The following is a 25,087-nucleotide window of genomic DNA, read 5'->3' as shown; positions in this document are numbered from 1 at the left end:
ATGCGTGAGTGAATCATTTTTGCCCGCAAAATGACAAAAGGGAGACCACATCGCTGCGATCTCCCTTCCTCCATCAGGTCTGCCCTGAGGTCTTACTTCTTCTTGGAGCGTCCGAAGAAAATCGCGCCAAGAATGGTGCCGACCAGAATGGCAACGCTGAGTGAAATCAGCGGGCGGTCCTGCACGAAGGCAGTCGCCTTTTCCAGAGTGGTCTCGGCATCGTCGTAAAGATCGGCGAATTCCTGCTGGGCCATGCCGGAAAGCTGATCGATCTTGCCTTCAGCCTGAAGCTTGGCATCGCCTGTCAGACCGCCGGCAGCGTCCTTCAGACGGCCTTTGGCTTCATCAAGCAGACCTTCGCCCTTTTTTTCTACTGCATCGGCCATTGTCATAATCCTTTCACTTAACGGTGCTCTAAACATCCGTGACGTTAGGACGAACGGCGCATGAGCAAAACGGTTTCCTCGACATCTTCGCCAAATTCCGTCTTCCCGAGCGACCGCATGTAACGTGGGATATTGTGAATTGTTTCGTGTTTGAACTAGAATTTAGCTGACGTCATGTTACGGCGGCCTCAAATAACGTATGTCTCAAACTCCAGTAGGCGCATGTGTTCGCCTTTGGTTTGGGTGATGGAAGACGAGAAGAGATGACTGATCAGACGGGCCCTGACCGGACCCAGCCTGCGCGCCATGCTGCGCCCCACCCTTCCGCCTCGCCCGCGCCGGCAAGACCCCGGCGCAAGCGGCGCCTGCTTTTCATAATCGGCGGTCTGATTGTCCTGCTTCTTGCCGTCGCCTTCCTGCGCCCCCATTCACGCACGCATCATGCCGGTCGCGGTGGCCATCGCACCGGCGCCACCGCACAGGGCAACAGCGAGGCAACACCTGTCGCCGTGGCTGTGGTCAAGACGGGTGACATGCCCGAGGTCCTGACAGAGCTCGGTACGGTCGTGCCGATCACCAACGTGACCGTGCAGGCCCGCGTAAGCGGCTACATCATGAATGTGGCCTTCAAGGAAGGGCAACACGTCAAGGCCGGTGACGAGCTGGTGCTGATCGATCCGCGCCCCTATCAGGTAGCGCTGGAACAGCAGCTTGGCACACTGAAGCAGGATCAAGCCCAGCTGGCCGATGCCCGCATCAATGCCGGGCGTTACGACAAGCTGATCAAGCAGAACTCGATTGCCGCCATGACGGCCATCGATGCGCAGTACAAGGTCCAGCAGCTTGAGGGCACCGTCAAGCTCGACCAGGCCAATGTCGATAATGCCCGCCTGAACCTCTATTACTGTCACATCATTGCGCCTGTTGATGGTCGTGTTGGCATCCGCGCCGTCGATATGGGCAATTACTTCACGGCGGGACAGTCAGGCGGTTTGACCATCCTCACGCAGATGCAACCGATCTCCGTGATCTTCACCCTGCCGCAGGACCAATTGCCGCAGGTCATGGACAGGCTGCGCGCTGTGGGCCAGCTTCCTGTCGATGCGTGGGATAGCGCGAACCTGAACAAGATCGCCTCCGGCACCGTCAAGGCGCTGGACAGCCAGATCGATACGGCCACAGGCACGGTGCGTATGCGCGCCATCTTCAGCAATGAAGACGAGCACCTGTTTCCGAACCAGTTCGTCAATGCCCGTCTGCTGGTCGACACGCTGCATAACGTCATCCTGCTCTCGTCCAACGCGCTTCAGACTGGGCCCGATGGCCAGTTCGTCTATGTTGTGAAAGACGACAACACGGTTGAGGTCCGCAACGTCACGACCGGCATTGCCAGCAATGACGTGACGGTCATCAAGACCGGGCTCAAGCTGGGCGAGCGCGTGGTGACCGATGGCACCAATCATCTGCGCCCCGGCGCCAAGGTGAGCATCCCTGCTGACAATGCCAATGCGTCGGATAACGGGAACAAGGCCGACACCAGCGCCACTCCCGCTCCTGCCGCCAAGCCCGCGCAGTAAGCCCGCCCATGAATCCTTCTCGTCTCTTCATCGATCGCCCGGTCGCCACATCGCTCCTGATGCTGGCGATCATGCTGACCGGCCTGCTCGGCTATCACTTCCTGCCGATCTCGGCCCTGCCCCAGGTGGAATATCCGACCATCACGGTCTCGACCTTCTATCCGGGCGCGGGTCCGGATGTGATGGCGACATCGGTCACGGCGCCGCTCGAAACCCAGCTTGGCCAGATGCCGGGCCTCGACCAGATGACCTCGCAGTCATCGGGCGGCGCTTCGGTCATCACGCTGCGCTTCGGGCTCGACATGTCGATGGATATTGCCGAGCAGGAAGTCCAGGCGGCCATCAACCAGTCCAACTCGCTTCTGCCAACCGACCTTCCGGCCCCGCCGATCTATGCCAAGGTCAACCCTGCTGACACTCCCGTCCTCACGCTGGGCATCACCTCGCGCACCATGCCCCTGACCGAGGTGCAGGATTATGTGAACACGCGACTGCAGCAGCGTGTCAGCCAGATTTCGGGTGTGGGCCTTGTCACGCTCTCGGGTGGCAATCGCAAGGCCATACGTGTTCGAATCAACATCCCCAAGCTGACCTCCTATGGCATCGCCATCGATACGGTGCGCACCACCATCGGCACGGTCAACATCAACTCACCAACCGGCACGTTCGACGGCCCACACCGCTCGACCACGCTGCGCATCGACGGACAGATTTCCTCTGTCGACCAGTTGATGAACCAGATCATCGCCTATCAGGATAACGGCCCGATCCGCCTGCGCGATGTGGGCACCGTGGTGCAGGGCCCCGAGAATGACCAGCTTGCCGCCTGGTCCGACAAGACACCAGCGCTGATCCTGAACGTGCAGCGCCAGCCCGGTGCCAATGTGATTTCAGTGGTCGATAACGTGCTGGCGGTCCTCCCGCAGCTGCGCAAGACCCTGCCGCCCGGTATCGAGATCACACCGCTCACCGATCGCACCACCACCATTCGCGCCTCGGTGGCGGATGTGGAATTCGAGCTCGGCATGGCCATGCTGCTCGTGGTGGCCGTGATCTTCGTGTTTCTGTTCAACGTGCCCGCCACCATCATTCCAAGCCTGAGCGTGCCGCTCTCGCTTATCGGCACGCTGGCAGTAATGTATCTGCTCGATTTCTCGCTCGATAACCTCTCACTCATGGCCCTGACCATCGCGACGGGCTTCGTGGTGGATGACGCCATTGTGGTGATCGAGAACATCGCGCGCTACATCGAGATGGGAGAAGACCGTTACACCGCGGCCGTCAAGGGCTCTCAGGAGATCGGGTTTACCATCATCTCGCTGACGGTCTCGCTCATTGCCGTGCTGATCCCGCTGCTTTTCATGAGCGATGTGGTCGGTCGCCTGTTCCATGAATTCGCCATGACGCTGGCCATCACCATCGTGATCTCGGCCATCGTTTCAATCACGCTCGTGCCCATGATGTGCGCCCGCCTGCTCAGCGAGCGCGCCCATGACGAGCATGCCACCACCCGCTTCCAGCGCGTCGCCGCACGGGTTGGCAATGCCATCGAACGCCTGATCGCCACCTATGCGCGCTGGCTCGATTTCGTGCTGCGTCACCAGACAGCGACCCTGCTCGTGGCGCTGGGCACCTTTGTGCTGACCGTGTTCCTCGCCGTAATCATCCCCAAGGGGTTCTTCCCCCGTCAGGATACAGGTGTGGTGCAGGGCATTACCCAGATGGCGCAGGCCATCTCATTCGACAGCATGAAGAAGCATCAGGAGGCGGTGATCGCCGCCGTGCTCGAAGATCCTGACGTTGCCAGCGTGTCGAGCTTCGTCGGTATCGACGGGCAGAACATGACGCTCAATGTCGGGCGTATGCTGATCAACCTCAAGCCGCTGGACCAGCGCAGCAGCGGGCTTTCTGCCATCCTCAAGCGTCTGGCCGAGCGGGGAAGCTCGACACCCGGTGCGCGGCTGTTCCTCCAGCCCGTGCAGGATCTGTCTCTGGATTCCACGGTGTCCGCCACGCAGTATCAGTTCCTGCTCGAGAACCCGGATTACGATACCTTCAAGACCTGGGTGCCCAAGCTTCTTACTGCCTTGCAGCAGGAACCCGCTCTGGCCGATGTCACCTCCGACCTGCAGGCCGAGGGGCTGGTTGCGCATGTCGACCTCGATCGTACCAATGGCGCGCGCTACTCCATCACGCCGCAGACCATCGATAACCTGCTTTATGACAGCTACGGCCAGCGCCAGATCTCGACCATCTATACCCAGTCCAACCAGTATCGCGTGATCCTCGAAACTGAGCCGCGTTTCCAGCATGACCTAGCCAGCCTCGGCCAGCTTTACCTGCCTGGCATCTCAAGCGAAGCTGGCCAGAGCTCATCCGGCCCGACCCGTCTGCCCACCTCAGGTCTGGTGCCGCTGCATCAGGTGACCACCATCACCAAGGGCCTCGCCCCGCTGCTGATCACGCATTTCGGCCAGTTCCCGGCAACCACCGTGTCCTTCAATGTGGCCGAGGGCTATTCGCTGGGTGCTGCGACGAATGCCATCGACCATGCAGCGTCGAGCATCGGTCTGCCTCCTGCTTTCCAGACGGCGTTCCAGGGCACGGCAGCTGCGTTCCGCTCCTCGCTGAGCAATGAGCTTTATCTGGTGATTGCGGCACTTGTGGCGGTCTATATCGTGCTGGGCGTGCTCTATGAGAGCTTCATCCATCCGATCACCATCCTCTCCACCCTGCCCTCTGCCGCCATCGGCGCGCTACTGGCGCTCTCGCTTTGCGGCATGGATCTGGATGTCATGGGGATCATCGGCATTGTGCTGCTGATCGGCATCGTGAAGAAAAACGCCATCATGATGATCGACTTCGCGCTCGAGGCCGAACGACTGGATGGGCTGGCGCCTTTCGATGCCATCCGTCGTGCAGCGCTGCTGCGCTTTCGCCCGATCCTGATGACCACGCTGGCGGCCTTCTTCGGTGCCCTGCCACTGATGCTCGGCCATGGCGTAGGGTCCGAACTGCGTCGCCCGCTCGGTGTGTCGATTGTAGGCGGGTTGCTGCTGTCGCAGCTTCTTACCCTCTTCACCACACCGGTCATCTACCTGATGATGGATCGCATCGCCGCCGCAACGCGTCGTCGTTTCGGGCTCCGCTCCATGTCTGAGCGCCTTGCGGAACAGGGTGGCGAGTGAATATCACCCGCCCCTTCATTCTGCGGCCCGTTGCGACCTCGCTCCTGACGGCCGCCATGCTCATTGCCGGAATGCTGGCCTACACCATGCTTCCGGTGGCCGATCTGCCCAATGTGGACATGCCGGTCATCATGGTGCAGGCGCAGCAATCGGGTGGCTCGCCTACCGAGATCGCGAGCACGATCGCAGCGCCGCTCGAGCGTCATCTGGGTGCTATTGCCGGGCTAAGCGAGATGACCTCGCAATCCATGGTCAATCAGGCCCGGATCATCCTGCAATTCGATCTGTCACGCGACATCAACGGCGCCGCGCGCGATGTCGAGGCGGCCTTGCAGGCCGCCCGTGCCGACCTGCCCACCACGCTGCGCACCAACCCAAGTTATCAGAAGGCCAATCCGAACGGCGCGCCCATCCTCGTGATGGCGCTCACCTCCCCTACCAAGACCCCGGCCATGCTGTACGATCAGGCCACAAACGTTCTGCAGCAGCAGCTCAGTCAGGTTCAGGGTGTCGGAGAGGTGGAAGTCGGTGGCGGTGCCCTCCCTGCCGTGCGCGTCGAGGTCAATCCGCTCCTGCTCTACAAATTCGGGATCAGCTTCGAGGATGTGCGTGCATCGCTGGCCTCGGCCAATGCCCATACGCCCAAAGGCTTCATCGATCAGGGCGGCTATCGCTTTACGCTGGACACCAACGACCAGGCTGAGAAGGCCCAGGCCTATCGCGACCTGATCATCGCCTATCGCAATGCCCGCCCTGTCCGCCTGTCGAGTGTGGCCGAGGTCAATGACAGCGTGGAAAACCTGCGTACGCTCGGCGTCTATAACGGACAGCGTGCCGTGGTGGGGCTGGTCTTTGCTCAGGCAGGGGCGAACGTGGTCAAGACCACCGACGAGATCAAGGCGCGTCTGCCCCTCATCCGGGCTGCCCTGCCCCCCGATATCGACCTTCATATTGCCGTCGATCGCTCCAAAACCATTCGCGCTGCGCTGGATGACACCAAGCTGACGCTCATCCTTGCCGTCGTGCTGGTGGTACTGGTCGTGCTGGTGTTCCTGCAATCGGCCCCGGCCATTCTGGTCCCGGCGATTGTGGTGCCCACCTCCATCATCGCGACCTTCGCTGTCATGAAGCTGCTGGGCTACCAGCTCGACAACATGTCACTCATGGCGCTCACCATCTCCACCGGCTTTGTGGTGGACGATGCCATCGTGGTGCTCGAGAACATCACCCGTTATCTGGAGCAGGGTCTCTCGCCACTCAAGGCGGCGCTGATCGGCGCGGGTGAAGTGGCCTTTACGGTCGTCTCCATCACCCTCTCGCTTATTGCCGTGTTTGTGCCGATCATCCTTCTGGGTGGGATTGCCGGGCGACTGTTCCACGAATTCGCCATGACCATTTCGATCACCCTTGTGATCTCGATGATCCTGTCGCTGTCACTCACCCCCATGATCTGCGCCCTGCTGCTGCGCCCTGCAAAAGAAGGGCATCAACGCGCACGTATCGCCATCTTCCTCGATAGGCAGATCACCCGTGTTACCGATGGCTATGTCGCCTCGCTCGACTGGTCCCTGCGCCATCGCTGGCTGATGCTTCTGACCCTGCCAGCCACCCTGTTCATCGCAGGTGCGCTTTTCGTGAAGATGCCCAAGGGCTTCTTCCCGGATGAAGATACCGGCATGATGATGGGCCATATCATCGGCGATCAGTCATCGTCATTCAGCCAGATGAGCGGCAAGACCTATGAAGTGGCCAAGACCGTCTCGAAAGATCGCGATGTTGCCGCCATCGTCGGCTTTCTGGGCGGTCGTCAGGCCAATCAGGCCAATCTCTTTGCCTCACTCAAGGACAAATCCGCTCGCAACGACACGGTCACCCAGACCATCGAGCGCCTGGGCCGCAAGTTCAGCCATATGGTGGGCGCCGAGATTTTCTTCATGGCACCCGGTGCCGTAAGGGCGGGTGCCCGCGGCGGCAATGCCTCATACCAGTATGCCCTGCAAGGCCCCGATGCCGATGAGCTTTTCACCCTCACCCCCAAGGTGGTGGAAGCCTTCCAGAAAATTCCGGGGCTTATGGATGTCTCCTCCGATCTGAGCGAAGGCGGCTCGGCGCTGGATGTGAAGATCAACCGCGACCTGTCGTCACGTTTCCAGATCACCCCACAACTCGTCTCGAACATCCTGTTCGACGCCTATGGCCAGCGCGCTGCCTCGGTCATCTACAAGCCGATCAACCAGTATCGTGTGATCATGGAGGCGGCGCCGCGCTTCTGGCAGGACCCCAACACGCTACAGCAGGTCTGGATCAGCACCGCGGGCGGTACAGCCTCAGGCAGCGTCGCATCGAACCGCATCCGCGTTGTCACGACCAGCACGGCCTCAAGCAGCATCTCGACCGCCGATTCCAACTACCAGAACCAGATGGCCAACAGTCTGGCCGGCGGTAGCAATGCGTCCTCGGGCTCGGCAGTAGCGACCAGCGCAGAGACCATGGTGCCGCTCAGCCTGACTTCGCACATCATTCCGGGCACCACAGCCCTAAGCGTGAACCATCAGGGGCAATCGGTGGCCACCACCATTTCGTTCAACCTCAAGCAGGGCGTGTCGCTGGGCGATGCGGTGACGGCCATCAATGCCGCACTCGTCAAACTGCATGTGCCCTCAGACATTCAGGGTGGCTTTGCCGGTAATGCCGCCCTGTTCCAGAAATCGGTCAATGACGAGCCCCTGCTCATCCTCGCGGCCCTGGCTGCGGTCTATATCGTGCTGGGCGTGCTCTACGAGAGCCTCGTGCATCCGCTTACCATTCTCTCCACGCTACCTTCCGCCGGGGTCGGGGCCATTCTGGCGCTCCAGATCTTTGGCGAGGAGTTCTCGCTGATCGCGATGATCGGCGTGATCCTGCTGATTGGCATCGTCAAGAAGAACGCCATCATGCTGATCGATTTCGCCATGCAGGCCCAACGCGACGGCGCCACCCCCGAAGAAGCGATCCGTGAGGCCAGCGCCCTGCGCTTTCGCCCCATTATCATGACCTCGCTCGCCGCAGCGCTGGGTGCAGTTCCGTTGATCATTGCCAATGGCTATGGTGCAGAATTGCGCCGCCCTCTGGGTATTTCCATTCTTGGCGGTCTGGTCGTCAGTCAGGCCCTCACCCTTTACAGCACGCCTGCCGTTTTCCTGACGCTCGATGCGATGGGACGCAGGATCTCACGGTTCTTCCACTCCACCTCCATGCTTTTCCGCCGGCACCATCAGGATCAGACCCAAGGATGACTCTCTTCCCGTCTCGCTCAGCCCGACGCCTGTCCCTCCTTGCTGCATGCTGCACGCCCCTGCTTTCAGGATGCTTCATGGTGGGGCCTGATTACCATCGTCCCCATGCGGTGATTTCGGCCAAGTTCAAGGAAGCCCCCAAGCCGCCTGCGGGCTGGGGCGTCGCCCAGCCCCAGCTGGCCGAAGCGCCGAAAGGGGCGTGGTGGGAGGTCTATCACGATCCCCAGCTGAACTGGCTTGAGTCGCAGGTCGCGATCTCCAACCAGAACGTGAAGCAATATGAGGCGCAGTATCGCAAGGCCGAGGCAACCATCGACTCCATTCGTGCCCAGCTCTTCCCCACGCTTTCCGGCTCATTCAGTTTCAGCCGTAACGCCCAAGGTAGCGGCTCACGAAGCGCCAGTTCGGGATCGGTAGTCAATTACTCCACCACGACCACAGTCAATACATGGAATACCGGGCCTTCTGCCTCCTGGACGCTCGATGTCTGGGGCCGTATCCGTCGCCAGATCCAGCAACAGGTGACGGCCACCCAGGCGAGCGCGGCTGATCTCGCCAATGCGCAGCTGTCCTATCAGTCCCAGCTGGCCAATGCGTATTTCAACCTGCGTTATCAGGACAGCCTGAAGAAGCTTTACCTCGATAATGTGGGCTATTTCCGTCAGGCGCTCAGCATCGTGCAAAATCAGGTCGATGCCGGCGTAACGGACCCGAGCTCGCTCTGGCAGGCACGGTATCAGTTGCAGCAGACCGAGGCCCAGGCCACCCAGGCCGGGATCACGCGGGCCCAATACGAACATGCCATAGCCGTGCTGATTGGTCGTGCGCCTGCCGATCTGACCATTCCCGTCGGGGCTCTGCCCCTTACCCTACCCACAGCGCCCAGTGCCGTGCCGTCGGTGCTTCTGCAGCGCCGCCCTGATATCGCAGCCGCCGAACGCAACATGGAAGGGTATAATGCCGAGATCGGCTATTATATCGCCGCCTTCTATCCGGAGATCTCGGTCAGCGCGACCTATGGCTATAGCGGCAACCCGCTTCAGACACTGATCCAGGCAGCCACGCGCTTCTGGTCGCTCGGCGCGTCATCGACCGAGACCCTGTTCAATGGCGGCGCACGCAGCGCGGCCGTGCTCAGCGCCCGGGCCGATTACGATGCCTCGGTGGCGACCTATCGCCAGACCGTGCTGAGCGCGCTGCAGGGTGTTGAGGATAATCTGTCGAACCTGCGTATTCTTGAAGAGCAGCTGGCTCAGCAGGATGTCGCCGTCAAGTCCGCTCAGGAAGCCGTCCGTGTCTCTCTCAACGAATACATGGCAGGCACCCAGACGTACACGACCGTCCTGACCAGCCAGCAGAATGCCCTGAATTACGAAGTTCAGGCTCTTGGTATTCACCAAAGCCAGGCTATCGCCCATGTCGATCTGATTGTGGCCCTCGGCGGCGGCTGGGATGTCTCGCAGCTCCCCAGCAAGGCCTCACTGCAGACCAATAATCCATTGCTGCCGGAATTCCTGTCCAAGACGAAGCAGTAAGCCCCATCCTGCGTTTTCGGCTCGGCACTACGAGCAAATAAAAAAGGGGAGAGCCTCTCGGCTCTCCCCTTTTTGGGGTGTCGTCTCTGACAGGCTCAAGTCACGGCCTTGCCGACAAAGACGGCGATGACCAGGAAAAGCACAAACAGGGCGATAAAGAGGAAGAACAGGATTTTCGCGATCCCCGCCGAAGCTGCCGAGATACCGGTGAATCCGAAGAGCCCTGCAATCAGGGAGATGATCAGGAAGAAGATGGCGAGCTTTAGCATAGCGAAACCCTTTTTAGTTCTGTCCGGGGTCAACGCGAAGTCGCAACGAAAGTTCACCCTGCCGCCGTACTGGTGACAGACGCCCGGTCAGTGCGTGTGAGGAAACACAAACACGACAGCAAATTCCTCGCACCATAGCTCCATCGTCTCGCTGAATTGGTTTAGACGACGGAAATAACGCTCATGCTCGCCCCGCCAATAGGCGAGGCTCCGGTCGCCCTCCCCTTCCTTGGCCGCAAAAGCCTCATCCACGTCACAATAGCGTCGTTTCTCGAGAGCCACGGTGCGGGTGATGGCACGGGGCTGGTCCCTGCCGTCACAAATGACGCTCAACTTCCCAATATGGGTTTGCTGCCCGTCGCAGGCAGCCCAGCATGTGCCGGTCTTGATCCCGCGGATAACGAGGCCAAGAAGCTCATCGGCAAGCGCCGGACTGTCGCCGAAGGAAAAGCGATCGAAGCTTTCCCATCCTGATGGTGGTGAAGAGACAGGGTCAGTCATCCAGACAGAGAAAAGGCGCCGTCGACGGATGTCAACGGCGCCTCGCCATGTCGGTACAGGAGGAATTGAGCCCTTAGTGTCCGACGGCCGTCATGTTCTCACCACGGGCAAGCGCTTCCTGCGTATAACGACGCGCCTCGTCCGAGATACGGAGCGTGATCGTCATACCGGCGGCTGCCAGATAGATCAGGGCAAAGGCCCAGATGATCCCTTCCATGCCGAAACCGAACACACTCTCGCAGATGCCGGCAATGGCCGGGCCAACCCAGGTGCTCGCACCGGCACCCAGACCAAGGATCGACAGCGCGGCCGCCTTCTCCTTGGGGCAAATCTGCGGCATCAGGCCGGAGAGCGGAACGAAGGCAGCGACGGTCGCGCCGTAGAAAATGCCTACAGCCGCAGCAGCCGCGAAGTTACCAGGATACCAGACCGGGATATAATAAAAGAGCGGGATCGAGACGAAGCCACCAATGCCGCCGAACACGGAAACGATGAAGCGGTGTCCGAGCGCATCGGCCAGCATACCCGAGACCAGATTGAACAGGATGTTGCTGAGGAAGATCAGCGACAACAGGTTCAGCCACTGGCCTTGCGTGAAACCAAGGTGATCGATGAAGAACGCCGGCATAATCGCGAGGAACGCGTATTCCGACGACGTGTCGATGGTGCGCACGATACCGGCGATCAGTGTCTTGGGCTCGCGCCACATGATACTGATCGACCCGAAGAAAATGTCGCGTGTGCTCACATGATCGGGCAGCAGGCGCTTCTTCCCGGTTGGTTCATGGGTAAAGAGCAACGCCACTAGGCCGCCAAGGACTACGAGACCAAGCGAGCACCAGAACGTGGCCAGCTCGCCGATTGCAGGGATGGCATAACGCGCGAACTGCGAACCGAGTGTCGGCAAACCGGCAGAGAAGGAGAACCAGAACCAGCCAGCCGCCGAGCCCAGCATCGTCGCCGGTGTCGCTGCCGCAATCCAGACGAGGAACCCGTAGGCGAAGAGCGGATAGGCGAAGCCGCGCAGCGTGTAGAAGAGGAGCGTCATTGTGAAGTTATTCGGGCCGAGACCCAGAGCAAGAAGCCCAACCTCAAGCACGGACCAAAGGATCAATCCAATCCACATCACACGTTTTGGGCCATACAGGTCCGACAGCGGCCCGGAAAACCAGGCCGAGATCATGACCGTGATACCATAGGTCGTGAACAGAAGGTTCACGTCGCCCTGGGTGTGCCCGTTATGGAGCATGAATGTATCAAGGTATCCCGCCTCGACACCGTCACCGATCATGAACAAAAGCAGACCGACGAAGCCGAAAAAGAGAGGGCGTGGAATACCGAGGATCTCTGCGATCCCGCGTCTCTGGGTGGTGCTTGCCTCAGACAAAGAAGCTCTCCTGTATCTACACGCAGCGCGAGCGTACCGGGCCTCATTGCCCGGATCGGCATGGGATGCGTGGTGACTGGTCCTACGAGAGTGCTCGGACCGTTGAAAAAGCCAGATCCCGCCAACGCAGGAAAACGTCCGGATATCCATGCAGAATATCGAAACTGGCCCCCCGACCCCATGATAGGAAGGATCGGTATCGAAACTGATCAAAAATCCTGCTTTGAAAGGTAGGATTGATGTGTTTGCGTATTGGAGGGTTGTTTAAACGATTGGACAGAATTTTGTAAGTCCAAATGAAAAAGGCCGGGCAGTTTCCTGCCCGGCCTCTCCATTGGCGTTCCGATCCTTCAGGATCAGGCAGCCATCGGCTCTTCACCGGACTGGTTGAACACCGGGCCGCTATCCTTGCCCTTGGCATCAACGTCACGGTCGACCATCTCGACAACGGCCATGTCAGCGTTGTCGCCGTAGCGGACGCCGGCCTTCAGGACGCGGGTGTAACCACCCGAACGGCCCTGATAGCGCTCTGCAATGGTCGAGAACAGCTTGGTGACGATGGTCTCGTCGCGCAGCTGGGCAAAAGCCTGACGGCGAGCGTGCAGCGTGCCACGCTTGCCGAGGGTGATCAGCTTCTCGACGATCGGGCGAATTTCCTTCGCCTTGGGCAGCGTCGTCGTGATCTGCTCGTGCTTGATGATAGCCACGGCCATGTTGCGGAACATGGCTGCGCGGTGGGTCGAGGTTACGTTGAGCTTACGCCCAGCAACACCATGACGCATGATCGGGTTTCCTTACTCTGCTTTCTACCGGATAGGGCTCAGAACGTCTCGTCGAGACGCTTTGCCAGATCCTCAATGTTCTCGGGAGGCCAGGCCGGAACATTCATGCCCAGCGACAGACCCATGGAAGTCAGGACTTCCTTGATTTCATTCAGCGACTTACGACCGAAATTCGGCGTACGCAGCATTTCCTGCTCAGACTTCTGAACCAGATCGCCGATATAGACGATGTTGTCGTTCTTCAGGCAGTTGGCGCTACGCACCGACAGCTCGAGCTCATCAACCTTGCGAAGCAGGTTGCGGTTGAACGGCAGATCGTCACGCGGCTCTTCCTGACGCACCGGACGCGGCTCGTCGAAGTTGATGAAGAGCTGGAGCTGGTCCTGCAGGATGCGGGCGGCCAGAGCCAGGCTGTCTTCCGGCGTAACCGCGCCATTCGTCTCGACCGTAAGCAGCAGCTTGTCATAGTCGGTGACCTGACCCACGCGGGTCGGCTCAACCTTGTACGACACTTTGCGCACCGGGGAGTAGATCGCATCGATGGGGATCAGCCCGATCGGCGCGTCTTCCGGACGGTTGGCAGCGGCCGGAACATAGCCCTTGCCCATATTCACGGTGAATTCCATGCCCAGCTTCACACCGTCATCGAGCGTGCAGATGACCAGGTCAGGGTTCATGATCTCGATGTCATGACCGGCCTGAATCTGGCCTGCACGCACTTCGCCGGGGCCCGTAGCCGTCAGCACCATGCGCTTGGGGCCTTCGCCGTGCATGCGCAGGGCAAGCTGCTTGATGTTCAGCACGATGTCCGTCACGTCCTCACGGACGCCCGGCACGGACGAGAACTCATGCAGCACGCCGTCGATCTGGATCGCGGTGACGGCAGCGCCCTGCAGCGAGGAGAGCAGCACGCGACGAATCGCGTTGCCGAGCGTCATGCCAAAACCACGCTCCAGCGGCTCGGCAATCACCGTGGCTGTCTGCGTGGGCACGGAGCCGGGCGCGACTTCCAGCTTTTCCGGCTTGATAAGGGACTGCCAGTTCTTCTGGAGGACCAATGTCGTGGCCTTTCAAACAACTTGTCCCGCTGGGGACCAACGGAACATCAACCGCGCCGGAGCGCGGTCAGAACGTGCCGGTGGCCTCCCCCGAAAGAGAAACCACCTACGGACGGGTGGTGACAGACAACCGGCCCCCGAAGGGGCCGGAGCCAATCAGACGCGACGACGCTTGCGCGGACGGCAGCCGTTATGCGGCACCGGGGTCATGTCGCGGATCGACGTGATGGAGAACCCGACGGCCTGAAGGGCACGCAGGGCGCTCTCACGGCCCGAACCCGGACCCGAAACTTCGATTTCCAGCGTCTCCATGCCGTGGTCGCGTGCCTTGCGGCCTGCGTCTTCGGCGGCAACCTGAGCGGCATACGGCGTGGACTTACGCGAGCCCTTGAAGCCCTGCGCGCCAGCCGAAGACCATGCAATCGAGTTGCCCTGGGCGTCGGAGATGGTGATCATGGTGTTGTTGAACGTCGAAAGAACGTGCGCGACACCGGAGATGATGTTCTTGCGCTCCTTCTTACGGATACGCGGAGTTGCGGCCTTGGCCATGATGAGGTCGTCCTGTCAAACTTGGCAATGAGCGAAGGGCAGAGGACAGCCTGAGGGCCGCCACTCGCCACGATCCGCCTAAGATGCGCGAATTAGCGCGTCGCTTTCTTCTTACCGGCAATCGCCACGGCCTTGCCCTTACGGGTACGGGCATTCGTGTGCGTACGCTGGCCGCGCACCGGCAGACCACGACGGTGACGCAGACCACGATAGCAACCAAGGTCCATCAGACGCTTGATGTTCATCGCGGTTTCGCGGCGGAGGTCACCCTCGACGCGGTAATCGCCGTCAATCAGTTCGCGGATCTTCACGATCTCATCGTCGCTCAGCTCGTTGACGCGCTTCGCTTCAGGTACTTCGAGCTTCGAGCAGATTGCCTTCGCCGTCGACGGACCAATGCCGTAGATGTAGCTCAGGGCAATGACTACCCGCTTGTTCGTCGGAATATTTACGCCGGCAATACGCGCCACGCCACTCACTCCCTGCCTGACCGGAAGGCCAAGCTCTCTTTCTGCTTCGACCCATGTCATGGGCCAGTTCAATCGAAACTGTTCAATCCGCCAAAGAATCGAACGCCTCACGGGCGACGATTAACGCGACTGACAGCACCTGTGTCGAGGGCGCGCAATATATCGAGCACCCCCCTTGAGTCAAATAAAACCGTTCACTTTTGCGTGATCGGCCTCATCCGACTTATTTTGTAAGCCCAAGGACCGCGACGATAGCCTGATGCACCGTCTCGACATTCTGCATACCATCGATACGGCGCAGGCGCCCCGCATTCTCATAATAGGGCAGAATGGGCGCCGTCTGGTCACGATAGACCTGTATACGACGACGAACCGTGTCAGGTTCATCATCGGCACGTCGTGAGCCATCCGGTGCACACCGCTCAGCCAACCGGGCCACGATCTGCTCGGCATCGACTTCGAGCAGCAGCACCGCATCGATTCTCATGTCGCGCGAGGCCAGCATCGCGTCCAGCGCCTCCGCCTGGCTTTCAGTGCGCGGGAATCCATCGAGGATGAACCCGTTCGCGCAATCAGCCTGCAGGGTGCGGCTCTTGATCAGGTCGATCATCACCGGGTCCGGCACAAACTGCCCGGACTCGACGATCGACTTCACATTGAGACCTAGCGGCGTTCCTGCGGCCATCTCGGCGCGCAGCATATCGCCCGTCGAGATCTGCTTCAGGCCGTATTCCTGCTCAAGACGCTGGGCCTGCGTTCCCTTGCCCGCACCAGGCGGGCCAAGAAGGATAATGTTCATCGACGGCGCACTCCCCTGCCAGCCTCAGCCTTGCCGTTCCCACGACCACGCTGCTTGCGGATAAGGCCCTGATAGCGATGAGCCACCAAATGTGACTGTACCTGAGTCATCGTGTCGATCGTGACCGACACGATGATGATCAGACTCGTACCACCGAAGTAGAACGGCACGTTGTAGCGGCTGATCAGAATCTGAGGCAGCAAGCAGACCGCAACGAGGTAGAGCGCGCCGATGGTCGTGAGGCGTGAGAGGATACGGTCGAAATAACGCGCCGTGTTCGAGCCGGGCCGAATACCCGGAACGAAGCCACCCTGCTTACGCAGATTCTCGGCAGTCTCTTCAGGGTTGAAAGTAACCGCAGCATAGAAATACGAAAAAAACAGGATCATTGCTGCATAGAACAGCATGTAGAGCGGCTGCCCCTGCCCCAGTTCCTGACCAAGGGTGTTAAGCCAGCCCGGAAGCCCCTTGCCGTTCATGAAGCCCGCAATCGTCACAGGGATCAGTAGAACGGAGGAAGCGAAAATGGGCGGAATCACGCCAGCCGTATTGACCTTGAGCGGCATGTGCGAGGAATCGCCACCGAACATGCGACTGCCGACCTGACGCTTGGGATACTGGATGACTACCCGGCGCTGCGCCTGCTCCATGAACACGATGAACGCAATGGTCGCCCCGGCAAGCACCAGGAACAGCAACACGAAGAACGGCGAGAGCGCGCCCGTGTAGCCAAGCTGGAACAGGCTGGCGAGCGCGTGAGGCAGGTTGGCGACAATACCAGCAAAGATGATCAGTGAGATGCCGTTACCCACACCACGCGACGTAATCTGCTCACCCAGCCACATCAGGAACATGGTTCCGCCAACAAGCGTCACCACGCACGACAGGATGAAGAACGGACCGGGCGCCACAACAGCCAGAGCACCGGTCTTGCTGGTCATGTGCTCGAGCCCCATGGCGATGCCATAGGCCTGGAACAGGGCGATCAGCACAGTCAGGTAACGCGTGTAGGCGTTAAGCTTCTTGCGGCCCTGATCACCCTCTTTCTTGAGTGCCTCAAGCGAAGGCAGCGCCGTCGAAAGCAACTGCACGATGATCGACGCGCTGATGTAAGGCATGATGTTCAGGGCGAACACAGTCATACGCCCAAGCGCACCACCGGTGAACATGTCAAACATGCCGATGATGCCGCCCTGATTCTGGTTCAGGAGCTGACCCATCACGGTCGCATCGACGCCAGGAACCGGGATGTAGGTTCCCAGACGATAGATGATGAGCGCGCCCAGGGTGAACCAGATGCGCTTTTTGAGTTCGGTCGCCTTGGAGAACGAACTCAGATTGAGATTGGCGGCAAGCTGCTCGGCTGCGGAGGCCATCCACCGGTCCTTTCAACAAAAACAGCGTCGCCGCAGGCGCGGGACGCTGTTCAGGATTACCGTCGTTCGTCGCGCACGAAAAGCTGCGCGATGAGCGTTTCGGGCGATCAGGCTTCTGCCGGAGCTTCAGCCTTGGCGGCAACCTTGACAGAGCCACCAGCCTTCTCGACAGCCGCAATCGCGGTTGCCGAAGCGCCGGAAACTTCAACGGTCACGGCGCGGGTCAGCTCGCCCTTTGCCAGCAGGCGGATACCGGCATACTTGCCAGTGCCCACCAGACCAGCGGCGCGCAGAGCCTCTTCCGTGATCGTCGCGTCTGCCTGAAGCTTGCCATCAGCCAGTGCACGGTCGATCGCGCCCAGGTTCACAGGAGCAAATTCCTTGCGGAAGATGTTCTTGAACCCGCGCTTCGGCATACGACGGTACAGCGGAAGCTGACCACCCTCGAAGCCGTTCAGCGAGACGCCTTCACGGGCCTTCTGACCCTTGACGCCGCGACCGGAGGTCTTGCCTTTGCCCGAGCCGATACCACGGCCCAGACGCTTCTTGCGGTAACGCGCACCGGCGTTATCGCGCAGTTCATTAAGGTTCATATCAACCCTCCACCTGGATGAGGTGGGCAACCTTGCGGATCATGCCGCGAACCGAAGGCGTATCCTCCAGTTCACGAACACTGCCGATGCCGCGCAGGCCCAGACCCACGAGGGTCTCAGCCTGGCCGGGCTTGCGCCCGATAGCCGAAGCGATCTGCTTGACGCGAACAGCCTTGTTCTCAGCCATTGGTCGCCTCCACTGCCTCGTCAGACGATGCATCACGCTTTGCAAACAGCTCAGAGGCCTTTTTGCCACGGCGGCTTGCGACGGCGCGGGGGCTGCTGCAACGCTCGAGAGCGGCAAAGGTCGCCTTGACCATGTTGTGCGGGTTACGGGTCCCGAGGGACTTCGCAACGACGTCATTCACGCCCAGCGATTCGAAAACGGCGCGCATCGGGCCGCCTGCGATGATGCCGGTACCGGCTTCAGCTGCACGAACCACGACCTTGCCAGCACCAAAATGCCCGTAGGAATCGTGATGCAGCGTGCGGCCTTCCTTCATCGGAACGCGGATCATCGTGCGCTTGGCGCGCTCGGTGGCCTTGCGGATTGCTTCCGGCACTTCACGGGCCTTGCCCGCACCGTACCCGACGCGACCCTTCTGGTCACCAACGACAACCAGGGCAGCAAAAGCGAAGCGACGTCCACCCTTGACCACTTTGGCCACGCGGTTGATCGTTACCAGCTTGTCGACCAGATCGTCGCCTTCGCGTTCCCGCTCGCGACCACCACGGCCGCCTTCTCTTGGCTCACGTGCCATGTGTGATCCTTCCTTAGAACGAAAGGCCGCCCTCGCGGGCAGCTTCGGCCAGCGCCTTGACGCGACCATGATAGAGATACGCACCGCGATCGAACACGACCGCCGTCACGCCAGCGGCCAGAGCGCGCTCTGCAACCAGCTTGCCGACAACCGAAGCCGCATCGACATTTGCACCCGTCTTGCCGGACTCGCGAAGAGTCTTCTCGAGGGTGGAAGCGCTGGCGAGGGTAACGCCCTGGGCGTCGTCGATCACCTGTGCGTAGATGTTCTTGCCAGAACGGAAGACCGACAGACGCGGCCGGCCACCGCTCTTGCGGCGAAGCTGGAAGCGAAGCCGCTGACGGCGCCGTTCCTGCAATCCATGCTGCGTAGCCATTATTTCTTCTTGCCTTCCTTACGACGGAGAACTTCGGTCTCGTAACGCACGCCCTTGCCCTTATAGGGTTCCGGCTTGCGGAAGTTACGGATGTCGAGCGCAACCTGACCAACACGCTGCTTGTCGTTTCCTTCGACCGTGATGGCCGTGGGACGAGGCGTGGTGATCTTCACGTCGGCGGGGATCGGATAGACGACGTCGTGGGAATAACCCAGGTTCATCACCAGGTTCGAACCCTGCACGCTGGCGCGGAAACCCGTACCGGTGATTTCGAGCGTCTTGCTGAAACCTTCGGAAACGCCCTTGACCAGGTTGGCGACGATGGCGCGGGTTGTGCCCCACATCGTCCAGGTCTCACGCGAACGGTTACCCACCGGAAGGATCGAAACCTTGCCGTCTTCCACCTTCGCCTGAACGAAGCGGGTCAGAGGCATGCTCAGCGAACCGCGCTTGCCCTTGGCAGTCAGGGACCCATCGGCAATGGAAACGTCCACGCCAGCAGGAATGACGACCGGATACTTGCCTACTCGTGACATGTGATCCTCCTCAGAAGACGCGGCAGAGGACTTCGCCACCGACATTCGCGGCGCGAGCCTCGATATCCGAAAGGATACCGCGCGGGGTGGACAGGATCGACACGCCGAGACCGGCATACACGCGCGGCAGTTCCTTGATCTTGGAATACACGCGACGGCCCGGCTTGGACACGCGGTGGATTTCCTTGATCACGGGCTGGCCGTCTGCATATTTCAGCTCGATGCGCAGCTGGGAGACGCCGGCGCGCAGTTCTTCCGTGGTGTAGCCACGGATGTAACCTTCGCGACGCAGCGCTTCCAGAACGTTCGCACGCAGCTTGGAAGCCGGTGCGATGCAAGCCGCGTGACGTGCACGCTGGGCATTGCGAATGCGGGTGAGCATATCACCCAACGGATCGGACAGGGACATTCGCTTCTACCTTACCAGCTCGACTTGACCATACCGGGGATCTGGCCGGTGGAGGCCAGGTCGCGCAGGGCGATACGGCTCAGCTCGAACTTGCGATAGTTCGCGCGGGGACGTCCCGAAACCTTGCAGCGCAGACGGAAACGAACGCGCGACCCGTTGCGCGGCATTTCTGCCAGCTTCAGGGTTGCGTCGAAACGCTCCTCTACCGGAAGGCTCCGGTCCTTGATGATATCTTTCAACGCGGTCCGCTTCGCCTTATCGCGCGTCGCCATGTAGGCGCGCTTGGCGTTGCGGTTCACGGCGGAGATTTTTGCCATGCTAAATCTTCTCCCGGAACCTGTCGGGCCAATCCCAACGGTTTTCCAAACAGCGTGTGTATATAGGGAGCCGGGCTTCCTTTGAAAAGGAAAAAACCCGGCTCAACCCGATAAATCAGGCAGTGAAGGGCAGATCGAACGCCTTGAGCAGCGCTTTTGCCTCTTCATCGCTCTTCGCCGTGGTGACGAAGATGATGTCCATGCCGCGTACGGAGTCGATCTTGTCGTAGTCGATTTCCGGGAACACGATCTGCTCCTTGATGCCCATGGCGAAGTTGCCACGACCGTCAAAGCCCTTGTTGGGGGGCAGACCGCGGAAGTCACGAATGCGCGGCATCGCGATCGTCACGAGACGATCGAGGAATTCGTACATGCGTGCGCGACGCAGGGTCACCTTGCAGCCGATCGGCAGGCCTTCACGGATCTTGAAGCCTGCGATTGCCTTGCGAGCAACCGTCTTGACGGGCTTCTGACCGGAGATGGCTGCCATTTCGGCAACGGCGGCATCGAGCTTCTTCTGGTCGCCGGCGGCTTCGCCCACGCCCATGTTCAGCACGATCTTTTCCAGCTTGGGAACCTGCATGGCGTTCTTGTAGCCAAACTGCTCACGCAGCTTGTCACGGAGAACGTCGTTGTAACGCTGCTGCAGGCGCGGCTGGATGCGGGTAATAGTCTCGCTCATTGTCGCCCCCTTAGCCTTCGATCACTTCGCCGGTCACCTTGGCGACACGAACCTTGCGTCCATCCTCAAGCTGACGGAAACCGACGCGAGTCGGCTTGCCGCTCTTCGGATCGACGAGCTTCAGGTTGGACAGATGAACCGGCATTTCCTTGGCGATGATACCGCCTTCCTGGTTCATGCGGGTCGGCTTCTGGTGACGCTTAGCCACGGCAACGCCACGCACGATGGCCTTTTCGACCTTCGGCAGAACGGCCAGGACTTCGCCACGCGTGCCGCGCGACGAGCCGGAGAGGACCAGAACCTGGTCACCCTTCTTGATACGAGCAGCCATTATAGCACCTCCGGAGCCAGGGAGATGATCTTCATGAACTTGCGCGCACGCAGCTCACGAACCACCGGGCCAAAGATACGCGTGCCGATCGGTTCCATCGACTTGTTGATCAGCACAGCCGCATTCTTATCGAAGCGGATGGCGCTGCCGTCAGCACGACGAACGGGGTAGGACGTGCGAACGATGACGGCCTGATGCACGTCACCCTTCTTCACCTTGCCGCGGGGAATCGCTTCCTTGACGGACACGACGATCACGTCGCCGACCGAGGCGGTTTTCCGCTTGGAGCCGCCCAGCACCTTGATGCACTGCACCTGACGTGCGCCGGAATTATCGGCGACGTCCAGATTGGTCTCGGGATGGATCATTTCTCAGTCCCCTCTTACGCTGACGCCTGAGCCGGTGCCGCAGCTGCTGCCTCAAGGGCCGCACCGTTGCGGGTAATCACCGTCCAGGTCTTGCGCTTGGAAATCGGAGCGCATTCTTCGATGCGCACCGTGTCTCCGATCTTGCACTCGTTCAGCTCGTCATGCGCCGCGTACTTCTTGGAACGACGAATGAACTTCTTATAGAGCGGGTGCATGATACGACGATCAACAAGAACGGTAACCGTCTTGTCCATCTTGTCGCTCGTCACTCGCCCTGTCAGGACGCGCCTTGGCATCGTCCGTCTCCTCTCAGGACTCTGCGGCGGACGTTTTTGCGCCCGCCTTGTTCTTCGATTGATGCGCCACCGTCTTGATGCGAGCAATCGCACGACGGAGAACGCGAACGCGTCCGACTCCCTCTGACTGGCCCGTGGCAGCCTGGAACCGGAGGTTCAGCTGCTCACGCTTCAGGTCCAGAAGAAGGGCCTGCAGTTCATCAGGGGACTTGGCGCGAAGATCGGCTACCTTGTAAGCGTCAGCCATTCTTATGCCTCCCCGATACGGGTGATGAACTTGGTCTTGATCGGCAGCTTCGCTGCGCCAAGAGCCAGGGCCTCACGTGCCACTTCAGGCGGCACGCCTTCGATTTCAAACAGCACGCGGCCGGGCTTCACGCGGGCCACCCAGAACTCGGGCGAGCCCTTGCCGGAGCCCATGCGGACTTCAGCAGGCTTCGTGGAAACCGGGAGATCCGGGAAAATCCGAATCCACACGCGACCGGCACGCTTCATCGCACGAGTGATCGCACGACGCGACGCCTCGATCTGGCGTGCGGTGATACGTTCGGGTTCAAGAGCCTTAAGACCGAACGCGCCGAAATTCAACGTCGTTCCGCCCTTGGCCAACCCATGAATGCGGCCCTTGTGGGCCTTGCGAAACTTAGTCCGCTTCGGGGAAAGCATGGTGTCGTATCCTCATGCGCCTCGCGGCGCTTGTCATAATCTACTGCTCAGCGCTGCGGCGCTTGTTCCGCTGCACGACGGTCCTGAGCCATCGGATCATGGGCAAGGATTTCACCCTTGAAGATCCAGACTTTCACACCGCACGTACCATAGGTCGTCTTGGCAGTGGCGATACCGTAATCGATGTCGGCGCGCAACGTGTGAAGTGGCACGCGACCTTCGCGATACCACTCGATACGAGCGATTTCCGCACCACCGAGACGGCCGGAGCAGTTGATTCGGATACCCTGCGCGCCAAGACGCATGGCAGACTGAACCGCACGCTTCATCGCACGACGGAAGGCCACGCGGCGCTCCAGCTGCTGTGCAATATTCTCGGCAACCAGGGTTGCGTCGATTTCGGGCTTGCGGATCTCGACGATGTTCAGCGCAACGTCGGTCTTTGCCAGGCGGCTCAGATCCTTGCGAAGAGCGTCGATGTCCTGACCCTTCTTGCCGATGACGACGCCCGGACGCGCTGCATAGATCGTGACGCGCGGCTTCTTGGCCGGACGCTCGATCACAACGCGGGAAACGCCTGCACCCGAGAGCTTGCGACGCAGGTAAGCGCGCAGCATCAGGTCTTCATGCAGCAGACGGGAATAGTCATTGCCGGCGTACCAGCGGCTATCCCAGGTGCGGTTTACGCCGAGCCGGAGCCCGATCGGATTGACTTTGTGTCCCATATCAGGCTGCCTTCTGCTCTGCTGCGTCCTTGCCCTTGCCCTTCGGCGCAGGCGCTTCGTCTGCAGCGCGCTCGGCAACGACGATCTTCAGGTGGCTGAAGAACTTCTCGATGCGCGAGGAACGACCACGGCCACGAGCGTGGAAACGCTTCATGACGATCGACTTGCCAACTTCTGCGGTCTTGACCACGAGCTGATCGACATCGAGCTGATGATTGTTCTCTGCATTGGCCACGGCGCTCTCGAGGGTCTTGCGAACCTGCTGAGCGATACGGCGACGCGAGAACGTCAGCGCTGCGATTGCCTTGTCTGCCGGCTGGTTGCGGATCATCGCCGCAACCAGGTTCAGCTTGCGCGGGCTGACGCGGATGTTGCGGGCGACAGCCTGCGCTTCCGTATCAGCGAGTGTGCGAATGTGCTTCGGCTTGCTCATGATCAGCCCCGCTTCGACTTCTTGTCGGAAGCATGACCGGGGAACGTGCGTGTCGGCGAGAACTCACCGAACTTGTGCCCGACCATGTTTTCCGTCACCTGCACCGGCAGGAACTTGTGGCCATTATAAACGCCGAACGTGAGTCCGACGAACTGCGGCAGGATGGTGGAACGACGCGACCAGATCTTGATCACCTCATTACGACCCGAAGCGCGCGACGCTTCAGCCTTGCCGAACAAGTACCCGTCAACGAACGGGCCCTTCCAGACGGAACGTGCCATCTCTGTTTGCCCCCTTCTTACTTGCCGGTCTTGCGGCGACGGATGATCAGGCTGTCCGTCTTCTTGTTAACACGAGTCTTGTAGCCCTTGGTCGGCTTGCCCCACGGCGTAACCGGATGACGGCCACCAGAGGTACGACCTTCACCACCACCATGCGGATGGTCGACCGGGTTCATGACGACGCCGCGGTTATGCGGACGACGGCCGAGCCAACGGTTACGACCGGCTTTGCCGAGATGCTGGTTCATGTTGTCGGGGTTCGACACCGCGCCAACAGTGGCCATGCATTCGCCACGAACGAGACGGAGCTCACCGGACTGCAGCTTGATCTGGGCGTAGCCAGCATCCTTGCCAACCAGCTGGCAATATGTGCCAGCCGAACGGGCGATCTTGCCGCCTGCACCGGGCTTCAGCTCGATGTTGTGCACGATCGTACCGACAGGCATCGAGCCCAGCGGCATGGCATTGCCCGGCTTCACGTCGGTGCGTTCGCCAGCGATAACCTGATCGCCAACCTTAACGCGCTGCGGTGCCAGGATGTAGGCCAGCTCGCCGTCTTCGTACTTGATCAGCGCGATGAAGGCAGTGCGGTTCGGGTCATATTCCAGACGCTCGACCGTACCGGCAACATCGAACTTGCGACGCTTGAAGTCGACATAGCGGTAGGACTGCTTGTGCCCGCCGCCACGGAAACGCGACGTGGTACGGCCGTGGTTGTTGCGGCCGCCCGTCTTGTTCTTGCCTTCGGTCAGCTGCTTGACCGGCTTGCCCTTGAAGAGCTCGCTGCGGTCGATCAGTACCGTGCCACGTGTGCTCGGCGTCGTGGGATTAAAGTGCTTGAGTGCCATGGTATCCTATCCCGCGTCAGCCCAGCTTCGCGGTGAGGTCAATGGACTGACCTTCCGCAAGCTGAACATACGCCTTCTTGATGTCCGAACGGCGACCAGGACGGCCCTTGACCATCTTGGTCTTGCCCTTCTGCACCAGCGTGTTCACGGAGACGACCTTGACGCCGAAAAGCGTCTCGACCGCAACCTTGATTTCCGGCTTCGCGGCGGTCATCGCCACGCGGAAAACAACCTGGTTACGTTCGGAGAGGGCCGTCGCCTTCTCAGTGATGAGCGGCGCGCGAACGATGTCAAACATCGCTTCACGCGTCAT

32 protein-coding genes are annotated in these 25,087 nt (G+C 60.3%); 4 read left to right on the top strand and 28 right to left on the bottom strand.

Going from position 1 to position 25,087, the window contains the following annotated elements; genetic code table 11:
- Nucleotides 1–92 precede the first annotated feature (92 nt).
- Nucleotides 93–386, bottom strand: a complete 294-nt coding sequence (locus tag Asbog_RS03770) for a CsbD family protein (protein WP_062164129.1) — start codon at nt 384–386, stop codon at nt 93–95.
- 263 nt (nt 387–649) lie between these two features.
- Here Asbog_RS03770 and Asbog_RS03765 point away from each other — a divergent pair, with 263 nt between their 5' ends.
- From Asbog_RS03765 to Asbog_RS03750, 4 genes are read left to right on the top strand one after another with little or no spacing between them, the layout of a single operon-like run.
- Nucleotides 650–1,963, top strand: coding sequence for an efflux RND transporter periplasmic adaptor subunit (locus Asbog_RS03765; protein WP_062164128.1), 1,314 nt, complete (start codon nt 650–652; stop codon nt 1,961–1,963).
- Nucleotides 1,964–1,971: 8 nt separating this feature from the next.
- Nucleotides 1,972–5,151 carry an efflux RND transporter permease subunit gene (locus tag Asbog_RS03760; RefSeq protein ID WP_023978973.1) on the top strand — a complete coding sequence of 1,060 codons (3,180 nt, stop codon included), beginning with the start codon at nt 1,972–1,974 and terminating at the stop codon, nt 5,149–5,151.
- Entirely contained in the window at nt 5,148–8,426 is a 3,279-nt protein-coding gene (locus Asbog_RS03755) for an efflux RND transporter permease subunit (RefSeq protein WP_062164127.1), read from the top strand. The genes Asbog_RS03760 and Asbog_RS03755 overlap by 4 nt, the downstream gene beginning before the upstream one ends.
- The gene (locus Asbog_RS03750) at nt 8,423–9,961 is read left to right on the top strand and encodes an efflux transporter outer membrane subunit (protein ID WP_062164126.1); all 1,539 of its coding nucleotides are present in this window, start codon (nt 8,423–8,425) and stop codon (nt 9,959–9,961) included. The genes Asbog_RS03755 and Asbog_RS03750 overlap by 4 nt, the downstream gene beginning before the upstream one ends.
- A 95-nt stretch (nt 9,962–10,056) precedes the next feature.
- Here the strand turns inward: Asbog_RS03750 and Asbog_RS14165 are convergent, their stop codons facing one another.
- From Asbog_RS14165 to Asbog_RS03620, 27 genes are all read right to left on the bottom strand, one after another.
- Nucleotides 10,057–10,230, bottom strand: a complete 174-nt coding sequence (locus Asbog_RS14165) for a DUF1328 domain-containing protein (RefSeq protein WP_023978976.1) — start codon at nt 10,228–10,230, stop codon at nt 10,057–10,059.
- A gap of 87 nt (nt 10,231–10,317) precedes the next feature.
- Nucleotides 10,318–10,731, bottom strand: coding sequence for an ASCH domain-containing protein (locus tag Asbog_RS03745; RefSeq protein ID WP_062164125.1), 414 nt, complete (start codon nt 10,729–10,731; stop codon nt 10,318–10,320).
- 73 nt (nt 10,732–10,804) lie between these two features.
- Entirely contained in the window at nt 10,805–12,118 is a 1,314-nt protein-coding gene (locus Asbog_RS03740) for an MFS transporter (RefSeq protein ID WP_062164124.1), read from the bottom strand.
- Between the two features lie 356 nt (nt 12,119–12,474).
- Nucleotides 12,475–12,900, bottom strand: coding sequence for a 50S ribosomal protein L17 (gene rplQ, locus Asbog_RS03735; protein ID WP_062164123.1), 426 nt, complete (start codon nt 12,898–12,900; stop codon nt 12,475–12,477).
- 38 nt (nt 12,901–12,938) lie between these two features.
- Nucleotides 12,939–13,958, bottom strand: coding sequence for a DNA-directed RNA polymerase subunit alpha (locus tag Asbog_RS03730; protein WP_023978980.1), 1,020 nt, complete (start codon nt 13,956–13,958; stop codon nt 12,939–12,941).
- A 156-nt stretch (nt 13,959–14,114) separates the two neighbouring features.
- On the bottom strand, nt 14,115–14,507 hold the full coding sequence (gene rpsK / locus Asbog_RS03725; RefSeq protein ID WP_023978981.1) for a 30S ribosomal protein S11: 393 nt from the start codon (nt 14,505–14,507) through the stop codon (nt 14,115–14,117).
- A 92-nt stretch (nt 14,508–14,599) separates the two neighbouring features.
- Nucleotides 14,600–14,977, bottom strand: coding sequence for a 30S ribosomal protein S13 (gene rpsM, locus Asbog_RS03720; RefSeq protein ID WP_023978982.1), 378 nt, complete (start codon nt 14,975–14,977; stop codon nt 14,600–14,602).
- A 223-nt stretch (nt 14,978–15,200) separates the two neighbouring features.
- A complete protein-coding gene (locus tag Asbog_RS03715; protein WP_062164122.1) occupies nt 15,201–15,776 on the bottom strand; it encodes an adenylate kinase in 576 nt (191 codons plus the stop codon).
- Entirely contained in the window at nt 15,773–17,152 is a 1,380-nt protein-coding gene (secY, locus tag Asbog_RS03710) for a preprotein translocase subunit SecY (RefSeq protein WP_023978984.1), read from the bottom strand. Before secY ends, Asbog_RS03715 begins: the two co-directional genes overlap by 4 nt.
- A gap of 107 nt (nt 17,153–17,259) precedes the next feature.
- Nucleotides 17,260–17,745, bottom strand: a complete 486-nt coding sequence (gene rplO, locus Asbog_RS03705) for a 50S ribosomal protein L15 (protein WP_023978985.1) — start codon at nt 17,743–17,745, stop codon at nt 17,260–17,262.
- Between the two features lies 1 nt (nt 17,746).
- Complete coding sequence (gene rpmD, locus Asbog_RS03700; RefSeq protein WP_062164121.1) at nt 17,747–17,932, bottom strand: 50S ribosomal protein L30; 186 nt, start codon at nt 17,930–17,932, stop codon at nt 17,747–17,749.
- Complete coding sequence (gene rpsE / locus Asbog_RS03695; protein ID WP_023978987.1) at nt 17,925–18,506, bottom strand: 30S ribosomal protein S5; 582 nt, start codon at nt 18,504–18,506, stop codon at nt 17,925–17,927. The genes rpmD and rpsE overlap by 8 nt, the downstream gene beginning before the upstream one ends.
- 13 nt (nt 18,507–18,519) lie before the next feature.
- Complete coding sequence (gene rplR, locus Asbog_RS03690; protein ID WP_023978988.1) at nt 18,520–18,882, bottom strand: 50S ribosomal protein L18; 363 nt, start codon at nt 18,880–18,882, stop codon at nt 18,520–18,522.
- Nucleotides 18,882–19,418 carry a 50S ribosomal protein L6 gene (gene rplF / locus Asbog_RS03685; RefSeq protein WP_023978989.1) on the bottom strand — a complete coding sequence of 179 codons (537 nt, stop codon included), beginning with the start codon at nt 19,416–19,418 and terminating at the stop codon, nt 18,882–18,884. The genes rplR and rplF overlap by 1 nt, the downstream gene beginning before the upstream one ends.
- Before the next feature lie 10 nt (nt 19,419–19,428).
- Nucleotides 19,429–19,827: a 30S ribosomal protein S8 gene (rpsH, locus tag Asbog_RS03680; RefSeq protein WP_023978990.1), complete on the bottom strand. Its 399-nt coding sequence runs from the start codon at nt 19,825–19,827 to the stop codon at nt 19,429–19,431.
- Nucleotides 19,828–19,838: 11 nt separating this feature from the next.
- Nucleotides 19,839–20,144 (bottom strand): 30S ribosomal protein S14, encoded by a 306-nt coding sequence (gene rpsN / locus Asbog_RS03675; RefSeq protein ID WP_023978991.1) that lies wholly within the window; start codon nt 20,142–20,144, stop codon nt 19,839–19,841.
- 115 nt (nt 20,145–20,259) lie between these two features.
- Complete coding sequence (rplE, locus tag Asbog_RS03670; RefSeq protein ID WP_023978992.1) at nt 20,260–20,826, bottom strand: 50S ribosomal protein L5; 567 nt, start codon at nt 20,824–20,826, stop codon at nt 20,260–20,262.
- A 10-nt stretch (nt 20,827–20,836) separates the two neighbouring features.
- Complete coding sequence (rplX, locus tag Asbog_RS03665; RefSeq protein ID WP_025840917.1) at nt 20,837–21,157, bottom strand: 50S ribosomal protein L24; 321 nt, start codon at nt 21,155–21,157, stop codon at nt 20,837–20,839.
- Nucleotides 21,157–21,525, bottom strand: a complete 369-nt coding sequence (rplN, locus tag Asbog_RS03660) for a 50S ribosomal protein L14 (RefSeq protein WP_023978994.1) — start codon at nt 21,523–21,525, stop codon at nt 21,157–21,159. Before rplN ends, rplX begins: the two co-directional genes overlap by 1 nt.
- 14 nt (nt 21,526–21,539) lie before the next feature.
- Nucleotides 21,540–21,821, bottom strand: a complete 282-nt coding sequence (gene rpsQ / locus Asbog_RS03655) for a 30S ribosomal protein S17 (RefSeq protein ID WP_023978995.1) — start codon at nt 21,819–21,821, stop codon at nt 21,540–21,542.
- A gap of 13 nt (nt 21,822–21,834) precedes the next feature.
- Nucleotides 21,835–22,068, bottom strand: coding sequence for a 50S ribosomal protein L29 (gene rpmC / locus Asbog_RS03650; protein WP_023978996.1), 234 nt, complete (start codon nt 22,066–22,068; stop codon nt 21,835–21,837).
- Between the two features lie 2 nt (nt 22,069–22,070).
- Entirely contained in the window at nt 22,071–22,487 is a 417-nt protein-coding gene (gene rplP, locus Asbog_RS03645) for a 50S ribosomal protein L16 (protein ID WP_023978997.1), read from the bottom strand.
- A gap of 47 nt (nt 22,488–22,534) precedes the next feature.
- Nucleotides 22,535–23,212: a 30S ribosomal protein S3 gene (gene rpsC, locus Asbog_RS03640; protein ID WP_023978998.1), complete on the bottom strand. Its 678-nt coding sequence runs from the start codon at nt 23,210–23,212 to the stop codon at nt 22,535–22,537.
- 1 nt (nt 23,213) lies between these two features.
- A complete protein-coding gene (gene rplV, locus Asbog_RS03635; protein ID WP_023978999.1) occupies nt 23,214–23,645 on the bottom strand; it encodes a 50S ribosomal protein L22 in 432 nt (143 codons plus the stop codon).
- A 2-nt stretch (nt 23,646–23,647) separates the two neighbouring features.
- Nucleotides 23,648–23,926, bottom strand: coding sequence for a 30S ribosomal protein S19 (gene rpsS, locus Asbog_RS03630; RefSeq protein WP_023979000.1), 279 nt, complete (start codon nt 23,924–23,926; stop codon nt 23,648–23,650).
- A gap of 17 nt (nt 23,927–23,943) precedes the next feature.
- Nucleotides 23,944–24,774, bottom strand: coding sequence for a 50S ribosomal protein L2 (gene rplB / locus Asbog_RS03625; protein WP_023979001.1), 831 nt, complete (start codon nt 24,772–24,774; stop codon nt 23,944–23,946).
- Nucleotides 24,775–24,790: 16 nt separating this feature from the next.
- On the bottom strand, nt 24,791–25,087 hold the full coding sequence (locus Asbog_RS03620) for a 50S ribosomal protein L23 (protein WP_171840724.1): 297 nt from the start codon (nt 25,085–25,087) through the stop codon (nt 24,791–24,793).

Source organism: Asaia bogorensis NBRC 16594, from assembly GCF_001547995.1.
Lineage (GTDB): Bacteria > Pseudomonadota > Alphaproteobacteria > Acetobacterales > Acetobacteraceae > Asaia > Asaia bogorensis.
The sequence above is the reverse complement of the archived record's forward strand: the minus strand, read 5'-3'. Positions and strand labels throughout refer to the sequence as shown.